Here is a 16,017-nt window from a genome sequence, read left to right on the forward strand (position 1 = left end):
CGGTGAAGGTTAGCCTTGCGGTTTGACCGGGAGCGTCAATGCCAGCGTATAAGACCGACCACGCTCGCCATCGAAATCGAATTCGTAGAGATGCACTGGACCGATGACCCTCTGTCGTTGGCCGAAATAGAAAGTGAAAGCGTTCGGCGCGGCGATAAACAAATGCGTGCATCCTGCACCAGCGCGTTTCGCGCAGCGGATAGCACTGGTCGCGGCGTCCGCAAGTTCGAACGCATGGCGACCACACGCGACCGTTTGTGCGCCGGGTCCGATGCTTGGTTGCAGTCGGAGCACCCGCCCGACATCCGGAAGGTTCTCCTCACAATACCGACGCACGTCCTCCAACAGATCATGAGTCAGACCAAGGGCAACCGCCAGTCCGAGCCTATCTTCATGCAGTTCGATGACTTCCTGTGACAACCGCGGCCACGTTGGATCCGATGCGACGTCGTCTCCCGCCCAAAGACGTCGGCCGGTGGTGCGCTGTTCCAACTCGACGTGCCGACCTGATTTAATGTCGATCACCGATCCTGCGGCAAAAGCCAGCGTGGCGTGAGCGTCGAGCGCAAGCCGCAGTCTCGGCTGATCTTTGGCCGCCTCTCGCAGGAACGTGCGAAGGCGAGGATAGAGCGAAGCCTCCCAGTCTTCGTCCGCGCGGATGTAGCGCTCGTCGAACGCGGGGACGAGGTCGAGCACTTCGTCGCAGCGTTCTTCAAGCTGATCGAATGGGTGCTCGAAGGACTTGACGCCGTAGACGCGGGGGCTTCCTTGGGCGGGCCCCAGGATGCCCTCTTGCCCGCATAAGGCCCGGAAGTTGGTGCGATCAAACTCCAGCCGCCCTTGGCCCATCCATTGAAAGACCAGATCGTCGTAGATGAAGGCACTCTGGTGCGCCGGAATGCGGCGTAACCCGACAAATCCGAAAAGGATGTCGAGGTGGTCGCGCAATGCATCCAGCGTGTCGGTGGCCTCGCCAAATGCCAGCGTTCCCGTTAACACTCGAAGCTCGGCCTCGTCGACGTCCAGATGTTCCCGCCAGGCCTTGCGGACAGCGCCCGCCTTGCTGCTGTCTGTCGCCGAGCCAAAAAGGCGATCAAGTCTTATGGCGCCAGACCGATTTCCGATCATCGCCCGCAATGGGTCCTTTTGATCGATACGCCAGTTAGTAAGCAATTTGAAACGAACGCCGGATCCGTTCGGGGCGTAGTCGAGCTGGGCTTGACGGGCCCGCTGCAGAAGGGATCGAGCATTGGCGTTAATGAACTCGGGTTCGACAAGATGAGCGTAGCCGTAGCTGTCCGGAGCCACATGCCATTTGCATTGGATGTGTTCGCGCCGCAGCGGATTGCCGTTGCGGTCGAGCGCGCCCCGATCTGGGTCATACTCTACCCAAATGTCGTCGAAGCTTTTCGGCCCTGTCTCGAACGCCACGCGAGAGACAGGGCTCTGCGGATCGAGCAAACGGGCGGCATGCCACCAGAAGAGCCGGGATTGAAACGTGTCGCCATCACGTCTGACAGTTACCGCCTGCGTCACGTCGGAACCCTCGCGCGATCGTTACCGTCCTGGAAAGGTGGAGTGGGGGCCATCTCGCGGGCGATCTCCACCGCCCGCGCACCATCGACCGAACGCGACGGATACGCGTCCAGAACAATGGCCGGCAAAAGTCGTTGAATGATGTCAGAAAAAGTGAAGCCGTAGTCACGCGATCCCGGCTGCGGCCCTGTCGCCGCAACCAAAGCTTCGATTTGATGCTGGCTGATCCCAACCGGCTCGAGCCTGCTGGATAGCACAAACCGACGCTGGTCCTTCCCAGGGCGGTCGAAGCGGAGCACATCAGCCGCACGCCGTCTCACTGCCGGGTCGAGCGCGCTAAGCCGGTTAGTGCACATGAGGACCGCGGCCGGAAGCTTCGAGTTGGAAATACGATCGATGCCACGGATGAATGCGTTGACGCCCGCCCGATCTTCGTGGTGCATCTGCGCAGACTCCCGTGACTGGGTGATTGCGTCGGCCTCGTCGACCAGGAGGATCACCGCTCCGCGGGTTCTCCCGGACGAGGACTTCAATCGGGTTGCCTCCGCAACGGTATAGTCGAATGCTGCAGAGAGGAGTTGGGTCATTTCTCCCACACGGCCCTGGCCGCGGGTGGAAAGGCTTAGTGGCAACAGCGTGATGTCGATCTTCTCTTGTCTCGCGACCGCGTCGCCGACCGTTTCGGCAAGTTCGGTCTTGCCAGAGCCAACGTCACCGGCGAGAACGACCAAAGGCGGACGGCGAAGGACGGTATCAAGCAGGGCCTTAGCGCCAGGGTGGTGCCTCAACGCCCAATCGGAGAGACCTTCGGGGTTGACGAGCAGGCCGAGAATTTTCGCCAGGCGGCTCTTCTGGTCGTCCAGACCTACGAGGCGAGCGAGTCTCGCCTGCGGCTCGAAGTCGGGATAGACGATGCGGCGCTCGAAGAGTTCGTCGAGGGTAGGTTTCGTGTTCATCAGAAGCTCCTGACGCTGGCGCGCTCGATGGCGCGACCAGCGGACGAGTAAGTGCGGTCGTTGGTGAAATAGCCGGAAATTCCAGGTTCAGGGGCGCCGCCGCGCACGAAGGGCAGCGTTGCCTCGAAGGCGTGCCGCTGACTTTGAAGCAGATTATACCATGCGTTGCTGAACGTCAGGTAGCTGGAGAATTCGGCGCCGTCGATGTTCGCGCCGGCCCGGATGCGCCCCGGATCATCGTCGCTCGCCGAGGTGCCGGCGAGTTCCCTCGCCGTGTAGCGCAACGTCGGTTCGATCCACTTTCCGTGTCTTTTGAACCCGTAGGTCACTGTCCCGAGATAACCGGCCCTGATCAACTCGGTGACCTCGGCCTCGTAGGTGCTGATCGAGCTATCGGACGGGAAGCCGTAGAAGCGCTGCATGCGCTTGAGATCGGTCGCGACCTTTGCTGCCATATGCCTGGCATGGGTAACCGTGAAGGTTGAACTCTCGGTATTACTGAAGCTGTAGGACATGATCGACCTCAGACCTGGAAAGAGGAGCCGAAGACCTTCTGCCAATAGGCGACGGTCAGTTGCTTGTTAGGAGCGGCGAGCGCGGCGTCGATAGCGTCGCCTGCGTCGAGCGCGGCGTCGACGATGGCATCCGCGTTTGCCGCGGTGTACAGGCGGGCGACGTTATTGACCGCATTGACCGGGTCAAAGATCTTCACCGTGTCCAACGACGTTCCGACCGTCGAGGCAGGATAGTAGTCATCGAACACAATCAACTGCCGGAAATCGGTCCGAGCGATGTAGGTGAAGAAGTGTTGGAGAGCCTCGGGATAGTCCGAGAAGTCAAGGCCGTCGTCGCAGAGCTTGGCAAGCACCATCTCCACCATGAAGGACTTGAAGCGGAAGCCGTTGCGCTCCTGCTTCATGCGGCGTGCCCAGAACTTTGCGAGCCGAACCACTTGGGCGAAATGCTTTTCCTGGGCGCGTTTGCGCTTGGCGGCAAAGTTCAGGTGGAGCGGAATGCTGGTCTTGAGGAAAGAGCCGTCTTCCTGGCTGACGAGATTCCCGTACCATTGCGGATCACCGTCATAGAGGATGGGAACGATGTCCACATCGAGTCCAGTTCCGCGGAAAGAAACGGTGACTGAGTAGGTCTGGGGTTGCACTTGATCTGCAGCAAAGTTTGGAAACGCTTTGCGAAGTCGCTCAGCGAGGTACTCGAGCAGTGCCCTAACCTCGTTCGGTGCGTCCGCACCACTGATGTAGCAGGCGATGTCAATATCATTGAGAGAACGAAGCGCGGTCCCCTTTGCAAGGCTACCCGACAGCATCATTTTCTTCAGGGTGAAATCGGGATGCTCCTGCAGATAACCTTCCAGCTTTTCGCGGAGCCGTCGGGCCTGCGCCCTGTACTCGTCCGCTATGTGCTTGGGGAGGTTCACCTTGTCTTCAGCAAACGCGACAATTTCCCGGTGTCCGACATGTTGGCGTGTCATGCGAGAGATCCTTCTTCCGAACGTCGCGACGCGGATTCAATGGTTGATCGGTTGAGGGGGCATGCGTATTGCTTTGGCATCCTCGTCATCGGAGGTCCTTCTTCCGGGCGTCGGCCCGACACAAGCTGTTTCCGGAGGGCAACAGGCGGCACTCGTCGCCGGGACGGCGCCGTTGGCGTTGCCAATGAAAAGATAGAAAACTGGTGTTAGTCCTCCGCCGGTATGGCGAGGGCTTGACAAGCGGGACCCCGGAGCGTCTTTTGTCCGGTGTTAGCGATCCGTTTGCACTGCCTCGCGTAGTTGATCAAACGATGATCCGAAGCCGTTGGAGTTGCCGCTCCAACGGCTTCTTCATTATCGCGTCTTTGTATTCAAGCGCACTCGAATTCCTCCACCCGTCCAGACGCTAGGATTTCGCATGGAAAGAATGCCACGCAGGTGCGCCATTAAGGGAATCTGAAGGCATGCATTTACCTTTGCGAAAGAAATCGCATCAATTTCGAACCATGTCAACAAGGGATCAATGATCCTAGTTGATCATTCACAGGTTCGGCGTTAGTGTGACTTAACAACAGGGGGTTATGCGATGTCGGTGGAGCAATGGAGCTTATTGCGGCAGGTTGCCGAGATAGCCAAGCATGCCTCGGAGATTCCGTCGGGATTTTACTCGGCATTGGCTACGCGGCTGGAGGAGATGCTAGCCGAAGGATCCCGAGAGCGCCTGCTGGCTCTCAACGAGCAGTTATCTTCGTTGTTCAAGGGCTATCTGAAAGAGGCTGATCCAAGAATCGTCGAGGCAATACGCGGGACGGGCGGGATGGACTCCGATGCGGCCATCGCTTATGCGCTTGGTCAGTTGAGCTTCGCGCAAATGATTGCTGGTCAGGCCGGAAACCGTCGAGTGGACGAGAGGTTTGCAGAGGTCGTCAAGGAAAATGCCGATCTGGTGAATGCCTTGGCCGACGGCGACAAGACTGGCGTGGAACTCGCCGCCGCGACGGGGCTCCGGGTTGAGACAGTTAGCCGAAAACTGAAGTTATTGAGGGAGATCGGGGCGCTTGATTTTCATCGGGAAGGCACGAGCTTGATCAATTTTCTGACGCCGGCGGCCAAGGCGATCGCCGCGACCATGCAAGGCGTTGTCCCGTCGCATGACCGCCGGAGCGGTGCCGTTGTGCGGCGTACCCTTGCATCAAGGCAAGGCAAACTGGCATCACATATGCAGCAGCCCATGACATTTGCGCCACAAGCAACTGAACACAACGACGACCGCCGAACGGGTTTTCGGCGGTGAGAACGATGGCAGAAGGACGCATAATCACTTTCTACTCGTTCAAGGGCGGTGTTGGGCGCACCATGGCGCTCGCGAATACGGCCTTCCTGGCCGCCCTTAACGGCCATAGAGTTTTGGTCATGGACTGGGACCTCGAAGCGCCCGGACTCGCCTACTATTTCCGTGGCCTAATGGAAGGCGCGGATCTTAAGAGCTTGAAAGAGTCGCCCGGCATTCTGAACCTGATGTGGGACTGGTCGCGCTCAGTAGCCGACTCCAAAACCGCGCAGCACTTGGATAACGTAATCTCCGATTACGAGAGTGGAGCGGAATTCAGCCAACTCGTGCGGACGATTTTGGATCCGGCGGATGGAGTATTGGACTACATTGGTGCGGGCAGTCCAATCATTGAGACCCCGGAGGCGAAGTCTTACGAGGATGCCTTGGCTCACTTTTCCTGGCCGAGCTTTTTCAACGAATGCGCCGGGGGCATTCTGCTCCAGGCGCTGCGCGATTGGGCAAAGAGCAGTTACGACTATGTCTTCATCGACAGCAGAACCGGCATGGCTGATGTGGCTGGGATTTGCACAATGCAGATCCCAGATACCGTCGCCCTTTGCTTTATCTTGAACCGACAAAATATCGATGGCGTCGCCAAGGTTGCTGCTGCCATCCGGACGCGACGAGAGGAACGCATAGAACTGCGGGCAGTGCCTATGCGGGCGGTAGGGGTTGGAGCATCGCTTGAGTCCGATGCGACGGCCCGAGCCTTACTGCAGTTGTCGAAAATTGGGGGGTTCTCTCCGGATGCTGTCCAAGAGGATTTCAGATCGCTATCAGTGAACGCTGCTCAAGATCTGCCTTACTACGAGACACTTGCTCCATTTGTCGCTCAAGACCCCGCCTTGGACTATCTGACGCTCAATTATCTTCGGCTGGCGAGCCAACTTCTGAACGTCCCACTTGAAATACCAAGTTTTGATCCAGACTGGTTGGCCGCGGTTCATCGACGCCTGCGTCCGACCCATGCAACCGTCGAGTATGTAAACAAGCTCAAAGGCGCGGAACCCAGTCGCGCGGTCTCTGAACTGTTGAGATTGATTGACAGCGCCTGCGAGGACGAACTCGACGGGGCCGAGCTGGAAGACGAGTACGTGTCTGCTCTCGTGGATGCGGCGCTGGGGCTCACCGACTATTCCGACAGCCCGTTCGCCGCGGTCGAGTTGCTCAACCGCACCGTTGATTTGTTGCGATCACTGATGACCGCCCAGCCGATGAAGTGGAAACACGCGCTAACCTGGGCGATCGAAAGATATCTCGCTGAATTGAACTTCTATATGGAGCCGAGTGAAGAGCTTGCCTTGCTCGAGGAACTCGATGGCCTACTGGCCACGGCCACTACGGTGAACGCTCGTTTGCGCCGAATATCGAATAGACGACGAGTCGCACGCATATATTTGAACGAGAACGAAGTAGACGCCGCTAGCCAGACAGTCGGTGACCTAAGTAAGCTAATCAAGGATTTCCGGGAGTTTTCGGTCGCCGCGAGAATTTCGCCCGAACAGCAGGAAGAAATCGTAGTTGGCGACGTGGATATTTCGCTTTTGCGAGGAGAAATATACCAAGCCCATGTACAGCCTGAGAAGAGCGTAAGGGAGTTCCTGGGCGGATTGCAGAAGATCGAAGCGGCGCCTATGAACTTCCGAACGGAGCTATTGCGGCTCCAGTACGACCTTCACAGTCGCCTTGCACGCACATCAAGCGACGTGGTAGGCATCGAGAACGCTGCCGAGCATGCCCTTCAAGCTGTTCGCGCAGTCAGTTGGAGTGGTGGCACGAACGCGCTCGTGGTCCATTTTGTTGATCTGGCGAATGCAGTCCTCGCACCCCGTGATGCCGGTCTCGTTTTGAAGTTCTTGGAAGCCGTGTTCGGAGACGAGCGACGGGGACAGGCTCAGTTCGCGAACTATTATGGGCGGCACCAGAGAACCGCCACGCCTTTCCTCAAGATATTGACCAAATGCGCTAAGCAACTGGTCCGTCTCGATGATGCCCGAGTGCAGTCACTGCTTCGCCACATGGCGGCAATCGCCAATCTCGTTTACGCCAATCTTGAGCGGAAGAAGCATACCATTGGCGAGAAGGCGCTCAACGAAGTTCGCGAGCATCTTCTCGACCTTGGGGAAATCGTCCAGGAGGTCGGGGTGCCATTCGATTTCATCTTTAGTTTGAAACCGAGGCGCCCCCGGTCCCAATGAACGACCTTCTGGATTTCGTAGACCAAGCTGCGGAGCCCTCTTCGCTTTTCATGGCGCTGTGGACGGTTGCCGAAGGATGGACACCTTCCGCCCGTGCGAGCGCAACACGACCCGGCGCAATGTTCATTTCGGGCCTCGAGGGGGCACTCATTTCCAACAGCGGTGCAGAGGTGAGGGATTCGTTGCGGCAGATCCTGAACATTCCGGCAGGAGATGACGCAAGCCGCCGCGGTCAGATCCTGGAGACAATGAGAGCTATTGATCGCGCATTTTACGCAATTCACCCGAGAATTGTGACCCTTGCGCCGTCAACCGGACTTACCTGCAACATGCCGGGTTGGCTCAGGGAGGCGCGCGAGTCCCGGCAGTTGTTCGGCGTTTACCAGGAGGATCAAGATCGGCGTCTGATCGCGCGGGGGCCGCTTTGCCGGGCGTCGCGCCAGCCGACCGCGGCCAACGCCGACACCCTGGCCGATCGATTTACGGCGTTGGAAGTAGTTCCCCGTTGGCTAACCCAAGATGGGCGCAAAATATCGGTTTCGCACAAAATTGTCCCCGTTGACGTGGCGCGAGGGATTGTGCCCGTGCACCATGCTGGACGCGAAACGGTCGCGTTTCTTCCAGTTGCCCACGATGCTGCGGACATGGTGAAGACAGAGGTCCAGCGCGGAGGCCAAAAGTTCGTCGATTTTCGCGTAGCAGAGCAACTGGACGCGCCCGAACGGATTATTTCTGGCCTTGTTGGCGCTGGTGTAATCGACATCGCAATCGCCGGAGAACTCACGGTTTGCGAGGATGATGCCGATACATTGGCGCAGCGGTTGCTGCATCATGAAGCCGGTCCCAGGATTCTGGTTGCAGGCTCCGGTGCGACACGAGCGAAAAAGGACGAACAGCCTTGGAATGAGACCCGTATCGTGAATGGTATCGGGTCTGAACTCTGGCGGCAGCAGAAGTTGTGGCCCGCCGGGATTACCCAGGCACTTGCAAAATATTACGGGCTCTCTGATCCAGGTGAAGAGCAAATTCTAGAAGACACAGCGTCGGGGGACGAGGTCGTTGTGGTGGACGCGGACGGCCTTGGCCGCTGCATTGTTTTGATTTGCCAGGACTTGCAGGCCCGTCCGCTCACCGACGATCTTCTAAGGCACTTCCAGCCGGACTGGGTATTCATTCCGGTGATGGATAGCGGCGTCGATATCGGCCGATGGTCACACCGGCGAGCTTTTGAGCTCAGTGTGTTATCGCAATCAAGGTTCCTCATCGCCAGCAGTTTGACATTAGCGCGCTGGTTGAAGGCGGAGCCTCTGCCTCCATGCGGGCTGGCGGTTGGTCCCGCAGTTCCCGCTGACCGGGAGGTTGAAGGGGATGCCGATGGCGAGCGCGCGGTTGCCGTCGCCCGTGTCGCGCCGTCCATGGAGCCGGGATGTGCGCTGCTTACATGGAGAGAGGGCACATGGCGAAAGACCACGGTTGGAGCAGAATAACGCCCGGTGGGCGGTTCTCCGGTGATGGAAATGAGACCTTCTCTCCCAAGATCGTAACTCCCCGGAGGTATTTTGAAATCCGGTGTCCCTCGGAGCATTTCTCGCGCGGCGCGTTATGCTCGGCTATCGTGGTCTAATTCATGCTCCCGGCTCTGGAAACGAGCGATTCGCGTTCGCCGGCCGCCGATCGGATGCGGCGCGGAGCAGAACGAGAGACGGGGCGCAAGAGTGAACAGAAATGCTTTGTCGTCTGCGCTTGCTTCTCTGATCGTGATGGTATGGGACAACTCTAAATTCCTATGTTCTTCAGATCGGTCGACCAGGATCCGACGATCCACAGGCCTGCAGTCGACGTTAGCGGCGTCGGAACACCATTCCGAAACACGGCCTGCACGGTCAACGGGCGTTTGCTTTCTAGAGCCATGAGTCCGTCAAGAATATTTTCGTTGTGGGAGCGATCGTGTCCTGAAATCTGTAGCGGGATTAGTCGTCCGGAGTGCTTCCCGATGGCGGACAAGTCCTCCGCCATCTTAGCTGGAGGCAGTGGGCATTTATCTCGAGTTAAGTCTTAATTGGTAGAAGGTGGAAATTTCAATTTTAGATAGTGATCTTCAATGGACGGCTTCGAAAAGCGAACCGATTTTTCGCGATATCCTTCAACGTTGCCACCGCTGCACGTTTCGGTATAGGCGCGATTCTTCGGTTTGTTGACGACCACGTTGGAGCAGAAGCAAGAGGCGAAAATTGTACTGGAGTACTAGACGCAAGGCAGTCCGGGTTAGCTCGGTGACGCCGCATGCCGAACAGCGAGGGGACCGGATTCGGGGGCGAGCGCCTGGCACCCTGATGATCGAGTTCTTGCCGAAGGAAATGGGCTTGGCACTCGCGAGATGCATCCATTCAGTGGCTTTGCAGCCATTCGTGGAGGAGTGGGAAGCGGAGACCTATCTACGCACAGTGATGCGTCATGTGGACGACGAGAACGATGACTTCACCCTGCTCGAAACCGTAAAGGATCTCAAGACTTCCACGGCACGAGCTTGGTTGGTCGTATAGGCGAGGCGTTGGCCTACCTACAAATGGTTTCTGATGGTTACGTCTGGTGCGACCACTTCGAAAACGTGTCTCGGCGGCGTCATGGTAAGACTCGTCGGCCGGACTTCGTATTTGAAAGAACCGACGGCAGCATCGCAGTCGTGGAAGCCAAAGGCACCCACAGCGGCGCCCGCAATCGTCTTAATCACTATCTCCACCAAACTTACCACGCACAGGTCTCACCTCACCTTGGCGTAGAACTGACGTGCGGAATTGTGACGCGCGGCTACGCGATTGGCGCTTGGTGCACATCAAAGAAGAAGGCCGAATTCATCATCCACCATACGGCAGTCCAGGAACCGGAAGGCGATGCGCCAAAAGTGGATGAAAGGCCAACCGGTTCCGTTGAACTACGGCGCGGCAACTACCTTGCGGCCGCTGGTTTGCTGTTTGGAGGCGAGTTTGCAAAAGCCCTTTCCACGCGGACCTGGGATGTCGATACAGCAACCTTCGCGGTTGCAGAATGGATCGGGCGAAAATGGCTGTTGGGGTTGCGTCCGCCAACCCGACCCCAATGGTTGGGTGGCTGGGTGTATCCGGATGACCGCGATGAAGGACCGGCGTGGAGGGAGTTTAGCGGGTACGCGCTCGATCTGGAGGTTGCCTCGCGGGTTCTGAGGGCATTTGACGGCCAGGGATCACAGGATGCATTGGGTCAAATTCGACCAGTGCCGGCTTCGGTGATCGAAAAGGCTCGTGAAAACGATGGCGCTGTCTTTCCCGATGGACTGGCACTTATCGGTAACATCTATGACATTAGCCCGATTCGAGAGTTGGCTTGGAATCCAGATGCAAGTGAGTTCTTCGATCCGAATCTTCTGCCAAGTCAAAGGCATCTGAGTACGTGACTGCCGAAGAGTTGCCGCGATGAAACTGCGCCTCTGACCTCGCGAGCAGCGCCTCCATTACGGCGCGAAATCGGAGGCTGTCCCTATGCGCCAGCGTTAAGGATTGACCCGCCGCGCTCTCGTCAATTGGGACGAATTCACGCATCTTTTGTCGGGTTCGCGGTGAGGCGCAATGACCTGTGCAGGGAGGGTGTAGGAGGCGGTGGGAGGTGCGGAGAGCAGGGGGCTTTCAGCCAGCGCTGCATCAAAAAGTGGCTGTTATCGAAAATTAACGGGGCGATTGTAGCTCATCCCGGAAGAAATTCGATGGCTTGAGCGCCTCGAAACTGTTGTCGGATTAATGCAGATCGTCGTCGCCAAGCGCCGGTCGCCGCGTTGGAATTAACGACCGAGGGCCGCTCAGACCGTCCGTACGAGAGATGCCGACGTCACGAATGATCCTTGCCGCAGGCCGACACTTTGGGCGTTTTGCGGTATTCCTGTTTGTTCTGCCGGCCGCACTTCTCTTTTCACTTTGGCTCTCCTTGCTCGAGCATCTGCCGGGGTTGGTTTCTAGCAACGGCAGTCATTATGCTGCCAGTAGCCATGCTTGCGATCGCCTTCCTGTTGGGAATCTTGTTCGCCGGAGCAAGGTTGGCGGGATGACCAGGGCAGAAGCTCCCGGCCTATGGTCCATTTGGGAAAAGGTCGCGGGATCGCGGATAGCGGCACGAACAATCATCCACGTGGACGATGAACTCAATGCGAGCATAGGGGTGGAGCGGACCTTGTTCGGACTACTTGGCTCTCGCTATGCGCTCACGGTTGGCATTCCCCTGTTGGCGGTGACGGACGAGGACGCCATCACGACAATTCTCGCCCACGAGAATGCACATCTGCGCAACAACGACGTCAACGGCAGCCTGCGCCTGGCGGAGTTGGAAAACGCCTTTGATTTCGTTTTCAGCTACGCCTCGCCAGAGGGGACCATCACCGGACGCCTTCTATATGACTTGCTCGGTTTTCTGGGTGAGTCCTTCGACATGGAGACTGCGCGCTTGTCACGCGAGGCCGAAATCAAGGCTGACCGAGACGCGGCCTCGTTCGGTCGCTCGGAGCAGGCTGCACGTGCACTGCTTTTGATCGCTTCTGCTTCGGAGTTCTCGCGGGAGATCGTTCACGAGCCTCTGCGGACGGAATTGATGGGAGCCGTGTCCCCGCCGAGCCCTCCTCTGACGAGGGTGTTGCAAGCGGCGCCCAAACTCGCAGATCAGGCGGTGCTCAACACTTATGCGCTCCGCGCCTGGGATGTTCTGGTCGACGAAAAGGCCTCCCATCCGTCCTCGGCCCAACGTCTTTCAGCGCTAGGATATTCCGAGGCGCCGCAGATTGAGCCGGTGACTACGACCGCGCTCTCATCTCTTCTGGATGAAAGCACGTCCACACGGATGATCGAAGCCTTCGACAAGGCCTGGACCAGTCGGATCACAAACTTTCTTCAGTGGTGAAATATTTGTGGGCCTACCAAGATCGCCGTCAGATCGGCCTGCCTTTTGTTCAAAATCCGTCGTCCAGTTCTAGGTCCGCTCGTCGGACGGTGGCTCGCAGTGAGGAATTGCTGGGCCGACGCTGCTCCCGACACTTGACCGTAATCTTGGGGTGCCAGCCTGACGGGTTGTTTTGCCACTGTTTAAGCTTTGGGTGGTACGATCCAGCGGATGAGACGGGGACATTCATGACATTCGTTTATGATTTTGCAAACATGCTGCTGGCGGCGGTCTTCTTCGCGTTCTTGGGATCTGGAACCGTAGCTTCGATCGCGCTCTTTGCCATCTACTTCGCCGCGGCCCGGGCCAGCGTCAATTACTTCTGTGAAGCCTGCGGTGCCACCCAGCCGCTGGTAGTTCACTACGAGCTGTTCTCGTTCGGAATCTTGATCCTTCTACTAGTGCTAACGCGGCGGGTAGTACAAGGCGACTTTAAGAATAATGTAGTGCTCGATCTCAAGTTCCTCGATCTTGTCTTCGACGACGCACGGGTCATTTTCCTTTCGAAGCTTTGGTTCTTCACATTGGTCGTGACATCAACGATTGGATACCTCAGGCACCACGGTATCAACGTTGTTTCGGAAAGCTTCTACGTTTCATGGTGCGTAAACGTGATTTTCTTCACGGTAATCGGATTGGCTGCCGCCCTGGTCAGTCTGCGGCATCCGCACAAGGAAGAATTCGAAAACCGGATCGGGTTCCTCTTCGCGGCGACGGTCGACGCCGATCCAGAGCTGAAGCGCTCAGCGCTGAAGCATGTAAGTGAGGACGTCAAAAAGCTCGGATTTGTCAGCTCTTCGACTGAGCGGCGAATCACTGTCGAAGAATACAGCGCAGAGTTCGAGGCGTTCAAAGCGTCCGTCACGATGAAGACGACGCTGATTAACCTTTTCGGCGATGTGGATGCAAAGGATGAAATGAACTTTGCCGTCATTCCCGACAAGTTCGAGCAGGGCAAGCAACCGGCCACGATTGGCCAGATTGTGTCCCTTATCGTTGATGGAGAGGAGCGGATAAAAGACGGGCCTCTGGAGATTTCGTCCGAGACCGGAGCAAAGTTTCCAGAACTGTTCTCCGTGGGCCGAGAGAGCAAAAGCTTTGCTTTTAAGTACTGGCAATGGTTCAAGGTGGGGGAAGAGTCAGGCTACACGTCACGTCGTTTCTGTCGAAATTTCAGCGTCAAGATTGTGAACCGTATCAAGACAGGTGACGTGAAGGTGGTAACGTTGCTTCGCGATGGTACGGCTCAGAAGGCGCTCGGATACGGTGAGGAACTCGAGATTTTCAAAAAGAAGGACATGGAGCCGAGCGTGCGCTATGTGACTTTCACGTTCGCGAAACCTCCTCTGGACTAAGTTCTTGATGCTTCCACGAAAACCGTTATGGTAGAAGACGAACGCAATATCTCTGACGGATCTGGCCGTCAGATCGATGTCAACGAAGCCAGAGGACGGTGGATCAATGTTCAAAAGCGACGAAATCGGTATCTGAAAGTCAACCACGTAACATGACACCGCGGGAGGCTTTGGCCTCCCGTTTGTTTTCCAGGCGTCACCAAGGTCGGAGACGGGAGCCGGTCAACCCGATTGAGTATGCGTCTCGCTAACAAAAGGCGTCGGATGCGCACCCGTCCCAGGCGGCGCCTACGCTGCCTCCCACACCTGGTTCAAAATCTTGGCCGCAAGCGCCGCTTTGTCCTGCGGCAATAAGCGGCCGTAGTGGTTCGCACCTCAGGTGTGTCCCAGAATGCATAGCTTGCCTGCTCGACGGACCCGGTGCGCTCAAGGATGTACGCGGACGTTGTGGGGACCATACGGCAGCAAGCCCTAAATGGCGCCCGGGGGCCGTCGTACGGGTTGTAGCTGGAAGCGGTTGATCGCATTCGGCGAAGGTCGTCTGGTCGTAAGACGCGTCCTTGGTCTTGGTCTTGGATTTGATCGTCTTCACGAAAAGGTGCCCAGATCTTCGGCGCCAGCGAGCAATACGACACGATGGCGCTCGCTACGAGCGTTAAGATGAAAGCTGCTGCGCTCCGCATGGCCGAGCAAACCCTCCGATGCCTGCTCAAGGCTCGCTCGGCGGCTGCGGCAATGGCCTAAGTTTCAACGGCGCCATCCACCGCCGCAATCATTCCTCGGCGAGCGCTGAGTGCGAGGGGGGCGTGACGCGCTAATGATGCTACCAGCTTGGAGACGGCATCGCGCTGAGAAGGCGACGCGATCTTGTCGAATTGACCTGCCAACTTGAGGGCCGCAGAGCTGACATTAGGAATGGGGACGGTATTTGTGCTGGCGTCGACGTCTGTGAAGAACTGGCCGATGCTGCAGTCAAGCGCATGGGACATGGCAACCAACTTGCTTGCCGAGATCCGGTTAGTTCCCTTCTCGTACTTCTGAACCTGCTGAAACGTTAAACCGAGCTTCACGGCGAGCATTTCCTGGGACATCCCGAGCATGTTGCGGATGCGTCTGACATTGCGGCCGACTGTTACGTCGACTTCGTTTGGGGACTTAGGATTAGGCATGACGGTCTCCTTCGATCCAGAACCGCGTTCGAGAAGGCGGTGTTGGCGGGACGCAGCGTTTCCCCGAGCTTTTAATGATCGCCCGCTTACGAGCGTAAGAGCATACATGCAATCCTCGCGAGTGCACGCGATGCTGTCACCTGCGGACCACCTGTAAATACATTAGCAAGGCGAAATGTAAGCATCAAGTTGAGAGAGTGGGGACGTTTGCCTTACCCCGGCTCAGCCGCGAGCAAGTTGCATAAGCGAGAAGGTTCGATCCGTTTGGAGCTGTGCCGTCCTCCGGGTTGAAGACGACCCATTCGATATGTGCGGATGAGATGCGATCGTCCTTCGCCGTGCTTTGCTTCGCCACCGCCCTCGGAGCTTCGACGTTGACAATCCTTGCGCTTCGGCTAGCCTGAGACCGCGGAGGCAGACGTCAGCTTGCCTGGGCTACTAGCAAGCTCGTAAGCGCGTTACTGAACGGGGCGCGTTCCGTTGAAAGACTGCGGAGTGGCGCATTTGTATGCGTCGTCTTGTGCGAGGATTTGCCTCCCAACTGAGGGGCGGGCTCTAAATGCCCGCTGCACGTCCGCTTCAGAGATGAAGCTAAGGACGTGGCCAATGCGAAACAGCCGCAAGATCAAGAAGATCAGGATCAAAGCCGCCCAGGGGCAGCAATGGCACTGCTACTATTGCCGTGAGCCCATGTGGGACGGAGACCCATTGACGTTTAGTGAGCACTTTTCGCTCTCGCCGAAAGAGGCATTGCGATACCGCTGCACCGCGGAGCATCTTTACGAAAGAGGAAGGGGCGGGGCCGACTCCGAACTAAATATCGTCGCCGCGTGCCACTACTGCAACAGAACGCGGCACCGCGCAAAACAGCCGAAGGACCCGACATCTTATGGGAAGTATGTACAGTCTCGAATGAAAGCAGGACGCTGGCATCCCGCCAGGCTTCACTGCCAGTCAGACCCTCAGGTTTCATGGCGGTCGCCGTCGGACCCGTGATATCTTGAAGGCAAAATTGCAGCGGCGTA

Annotated in this window: 12 protein-coding genes and 1 pseudogene; 7 read left to right on the top strand and 6 right to left on the bottom strand. The window is 57.5% G+C overall.

Going from position 1 to position 16,017, the window contains the following annotated elements; genetic code table 11:
* Positions 1 to 9: 9 nt before the first annotated feature.
* Genes LAC81_RS30490 through LAC81_RS30505 form a run of 4 tightly spaced genes read right to left on the bottom strand, consistent with a single transcriptional unit; the run spans position 10 to position 3,981 of the window.
* The gene (locus LAC81_RS30490) at positions 10 to 1,536 is read right to left on the bottom strand and encodes an SAVED domain-containing protein (protein WP_223728398.1); all 1,527 of its coding nucleotides are present in this window, start codon (positions 1,534 to 1,536) and stop codon (positions 10 to 12) included.
* Positions 1,533 to 2,492, bottom strand: a complete 960-nt coding sequence (locus LAC81_RS30495) for an ATP-binding protein (protein ID WP_223728399.1) — start codon at positions 2,490 to 2,492, stop codon at positions 1,533 to 1,535. Before LAC81_RS30495 ends, LAC81_RS30490 begins: the two co-directional genes overlap by 4 nt.
* On the bottom strand, positions 2,492 to 3,007 hold the full coding sequence (locus LAC81_RS30500; RefSeq protein ID WP_223728400.1) for a hypothetical protein: 516 nt from the start codon (positions 3,005 to 3,007) through the stop codon (positions 2,492 to 2,494). The genes LAC81_RS30495 and LAC81_RS30500 overlap by 1 nt, the downstream gene beginning before the upstream one ends.
* 8 nt (positions 3,008 to 3,015) lie before the next feature.
* Positions 3,016 to 3,981: a CBASS oligonucleotide cyclase gene (locus LAC81_RS30505; RefSeq protein ID WP_223728401.1), complete on the bottom strand. Its 966-nt coding sequence runs from the start codon at positions 3,979 to 3,981 to the stop codon at positions 3,016 to 3,018.
* Positions 3,982 to 4,567: 586 nt separating this feature from the next.
* Between LAC81_RS30505 and LAC81_RS30510 the strand changes: the two genes are divergently transcribed.
* From LAC81_RS30510 to LAC81_RS30535, 6 genes are all read left to right on the top strand, one after another.
* The gene (locus LAC81_RS30510; protein ID WP_223728402.1) at positions 4,568 to 5,275 is read left to right on the top strand and encodes an ArsR/SmtB family transcription factor; all 708 of its coding nucleotides are present in this window, start codon (positions 4,568 to 4,570) and stop codon (positions 5,273 to 5,275) included.
* Positions 5,276 to 5,280: 5 nt separating this feature from the next.
* Positions 5,281 to 7,512 carry a KGGVGR-motif variant AAA ATPase gene (locus LAC81_RS30515; RefSeq protein WP_223728403.1) on the top strand — a complete coding sequence of 744 codons (2,232 nt, stop codon included), beginning with the start codon at positions 5,281 to 5,283 and terminating at the stop codon, positions 7,510 to 7,512.
* Positions 7,509 to 8,999, top strand: a complete 1,491-nt coding sequence (locus LAC81_RS30520) for a hypothetical protein (RefSeq protein WP_223728404.1) — start codon at positions 7,509 to 7,511, stop codon at positions 8,997 to 8,999. Before LAC81_RS30515 ends, LAC81_RS30520 begins: the two co-directional genes overlap by 4 nt.
* A gap of 1,064 nt (positions 9,000 to 10,063) precedes the next feature.
* On the top strand, positions 10,064 to 10,942 hold the full coding sequence (locus tag LAC81_RS30525) for a hypothetical protein (protein ID WP_223728405.1): 879 nt from the start codon (positions 10,064 to 10,066) through the stop codon (positions 10,940 to 10,942).
* Positions 10,943 to 11,376: 434 nt separating this feature from the next.
* Complete coding sequence (locus tag LAC81_RS30530; RefSeq protein WP_223728406.1) at positions 11,377 to 12,429, top strand: M48 family metallopeptidase; 1,053 nt, start codon at positions 11,377 to 11,379, stop codon at positions 12,427 to 12,429.
* A gap of 227 nt (positions 12,430 to 12,656) precedes the next feature.
* Positions 12,657 to 13,823: a hypothetical protein gene (locus LAC81_RS30535; RefSeq protein ID WP_223728407.1), complete on the top strand. Its 1,167-nt coding sequence runs from the start codon at positions 12,657 to 12,659 to the stop codon at positions 13,821 to 13,823.
* A 288-nt stretch (positions 13,824 to 14,111) separates the two neighbouring features.
* Here the strand turns inward: LAC81_RS30535 and LAC81_RS30540 are convergent.
* Together LAC81_RS30540 and LAC81_RS30545 are read right to left on the bottom strand one after the other, a co-directional pair.
* Positions 14,112 to 14,486 (bottom strand): annotated as a pseudogene (locus tag LAC81_RS30540) (hypothetical protein); the annotation flags it as partial.
* A gap of 77 nt (positions 14,487 to 14,563) precedes the next feature.
* Positions 14,564 to 14,992, bottom strand: coding sequence for a helix-turn-helix domain-containing protein (locus LAC81_RS30545; RefSeq protein WP_223728408.1), 429 nt, complete (start codon positions 14,990 to 14,992; stop codon positions 14,564 to 14,566).
* A 690-nt stretch (positions 14,993 to 15,682) separates the two neighbouring features.
* Here LAC81_RS30545 and LAC81_RS38595 point away from each other — a divergent pair.
* Entirely contained in the window at positions 15,683 to 15,988 is a 306-nt protein-coding gene (locus LAC81_RS38595; RefSeq protein WP_223730365.1) for an HNH endonuclease, read from the top strand.
* Positions 15,989 to 16,017: the final 29 nt, after the last annotated feature.

The organism is Ensifer adhaerens (genome assembly GCF_020035535.1).
Lineage (GTDB): Bacteria > Pseudomonadota > Alphaproteobacteria > Rhizobiales > Rhizobiaceae > Ensifer.

Excerpts from the sequence above, each read along its gene's own strand:
- LAC81_RS30495 (WP_223728399.1), bottom strand. The coding sequence starts at position 2,492 with ATGAACACGAAACCTACCCTCGACGAACTCTTCGAGCGCCGCATCGTC.
- LAC81_RS30500 (WP_223728400.1), bottom strand. The coding sequence starts at position 3,007 with ATGTCCTACAGCTTCAGTAATACCGAGAGTTCAACCTTCACGGTTACC.
- LAC81_RS30505 (WP_223728401.1), bottom strand. The coding sequence starts at position 3,981 with ATGACACGCCAACATGTCGGACACCGGGAAATTGTCGCGTTTGCTGAA.
- LAC81_RS30510 (WP_223728402.1), top strand. The coding sequence starts at position 4,568 with ATGTCGGTGGAGCAATGGAGCTTATTGCGGCAGGTTGCCGAGATAGCC.
- LAC81_RS30515 (WP_223728403.1), top strand. The coding sequence starts at position 5,281 with ATGGCAGAAGGACGCATAATCACTTTCTACTCGTTCAAGGGCGGTGTT.
- LAC81_RS30520 (WP_223728404.1), top strand. The coding sequence starts at position 7,509 with ATGAACGACCTTCTGGATTTCGTAGACCAAGCTGCGGAGCCCTCTTCG.
- LAC81_RS30530 (WP_223728406.1), top strand. The coding sequence starts at position 11,377 with ATGATCCTTGCCGCAGGCCGACACTTTGGGCGTTTTGCGGTATTCCTG.
- LAC81_RS30535 (WP_223728407.1), top strand. The coding sequence starts at position 12,657 with ATGACATTCGTTTATGATTTTGCAAACATGCTGCTGGCGGCGGTCTTC.
- LAC81_RS30545 (WP_223728408.1), bottom strand. The coding sequence starts at position 14,992 with ATGCCTAATCCTAAGTCCCCAAACGAAGTCGACGTAACAGTCGGCCGC.
- LAC81_RS38595 (WP_223730365.1), top strand. The coding sequence starts at position 15,683 with ATGTGGGACGGAGACCCATTGACGTTTAGTGAGCACTTTTCGCTCTCG.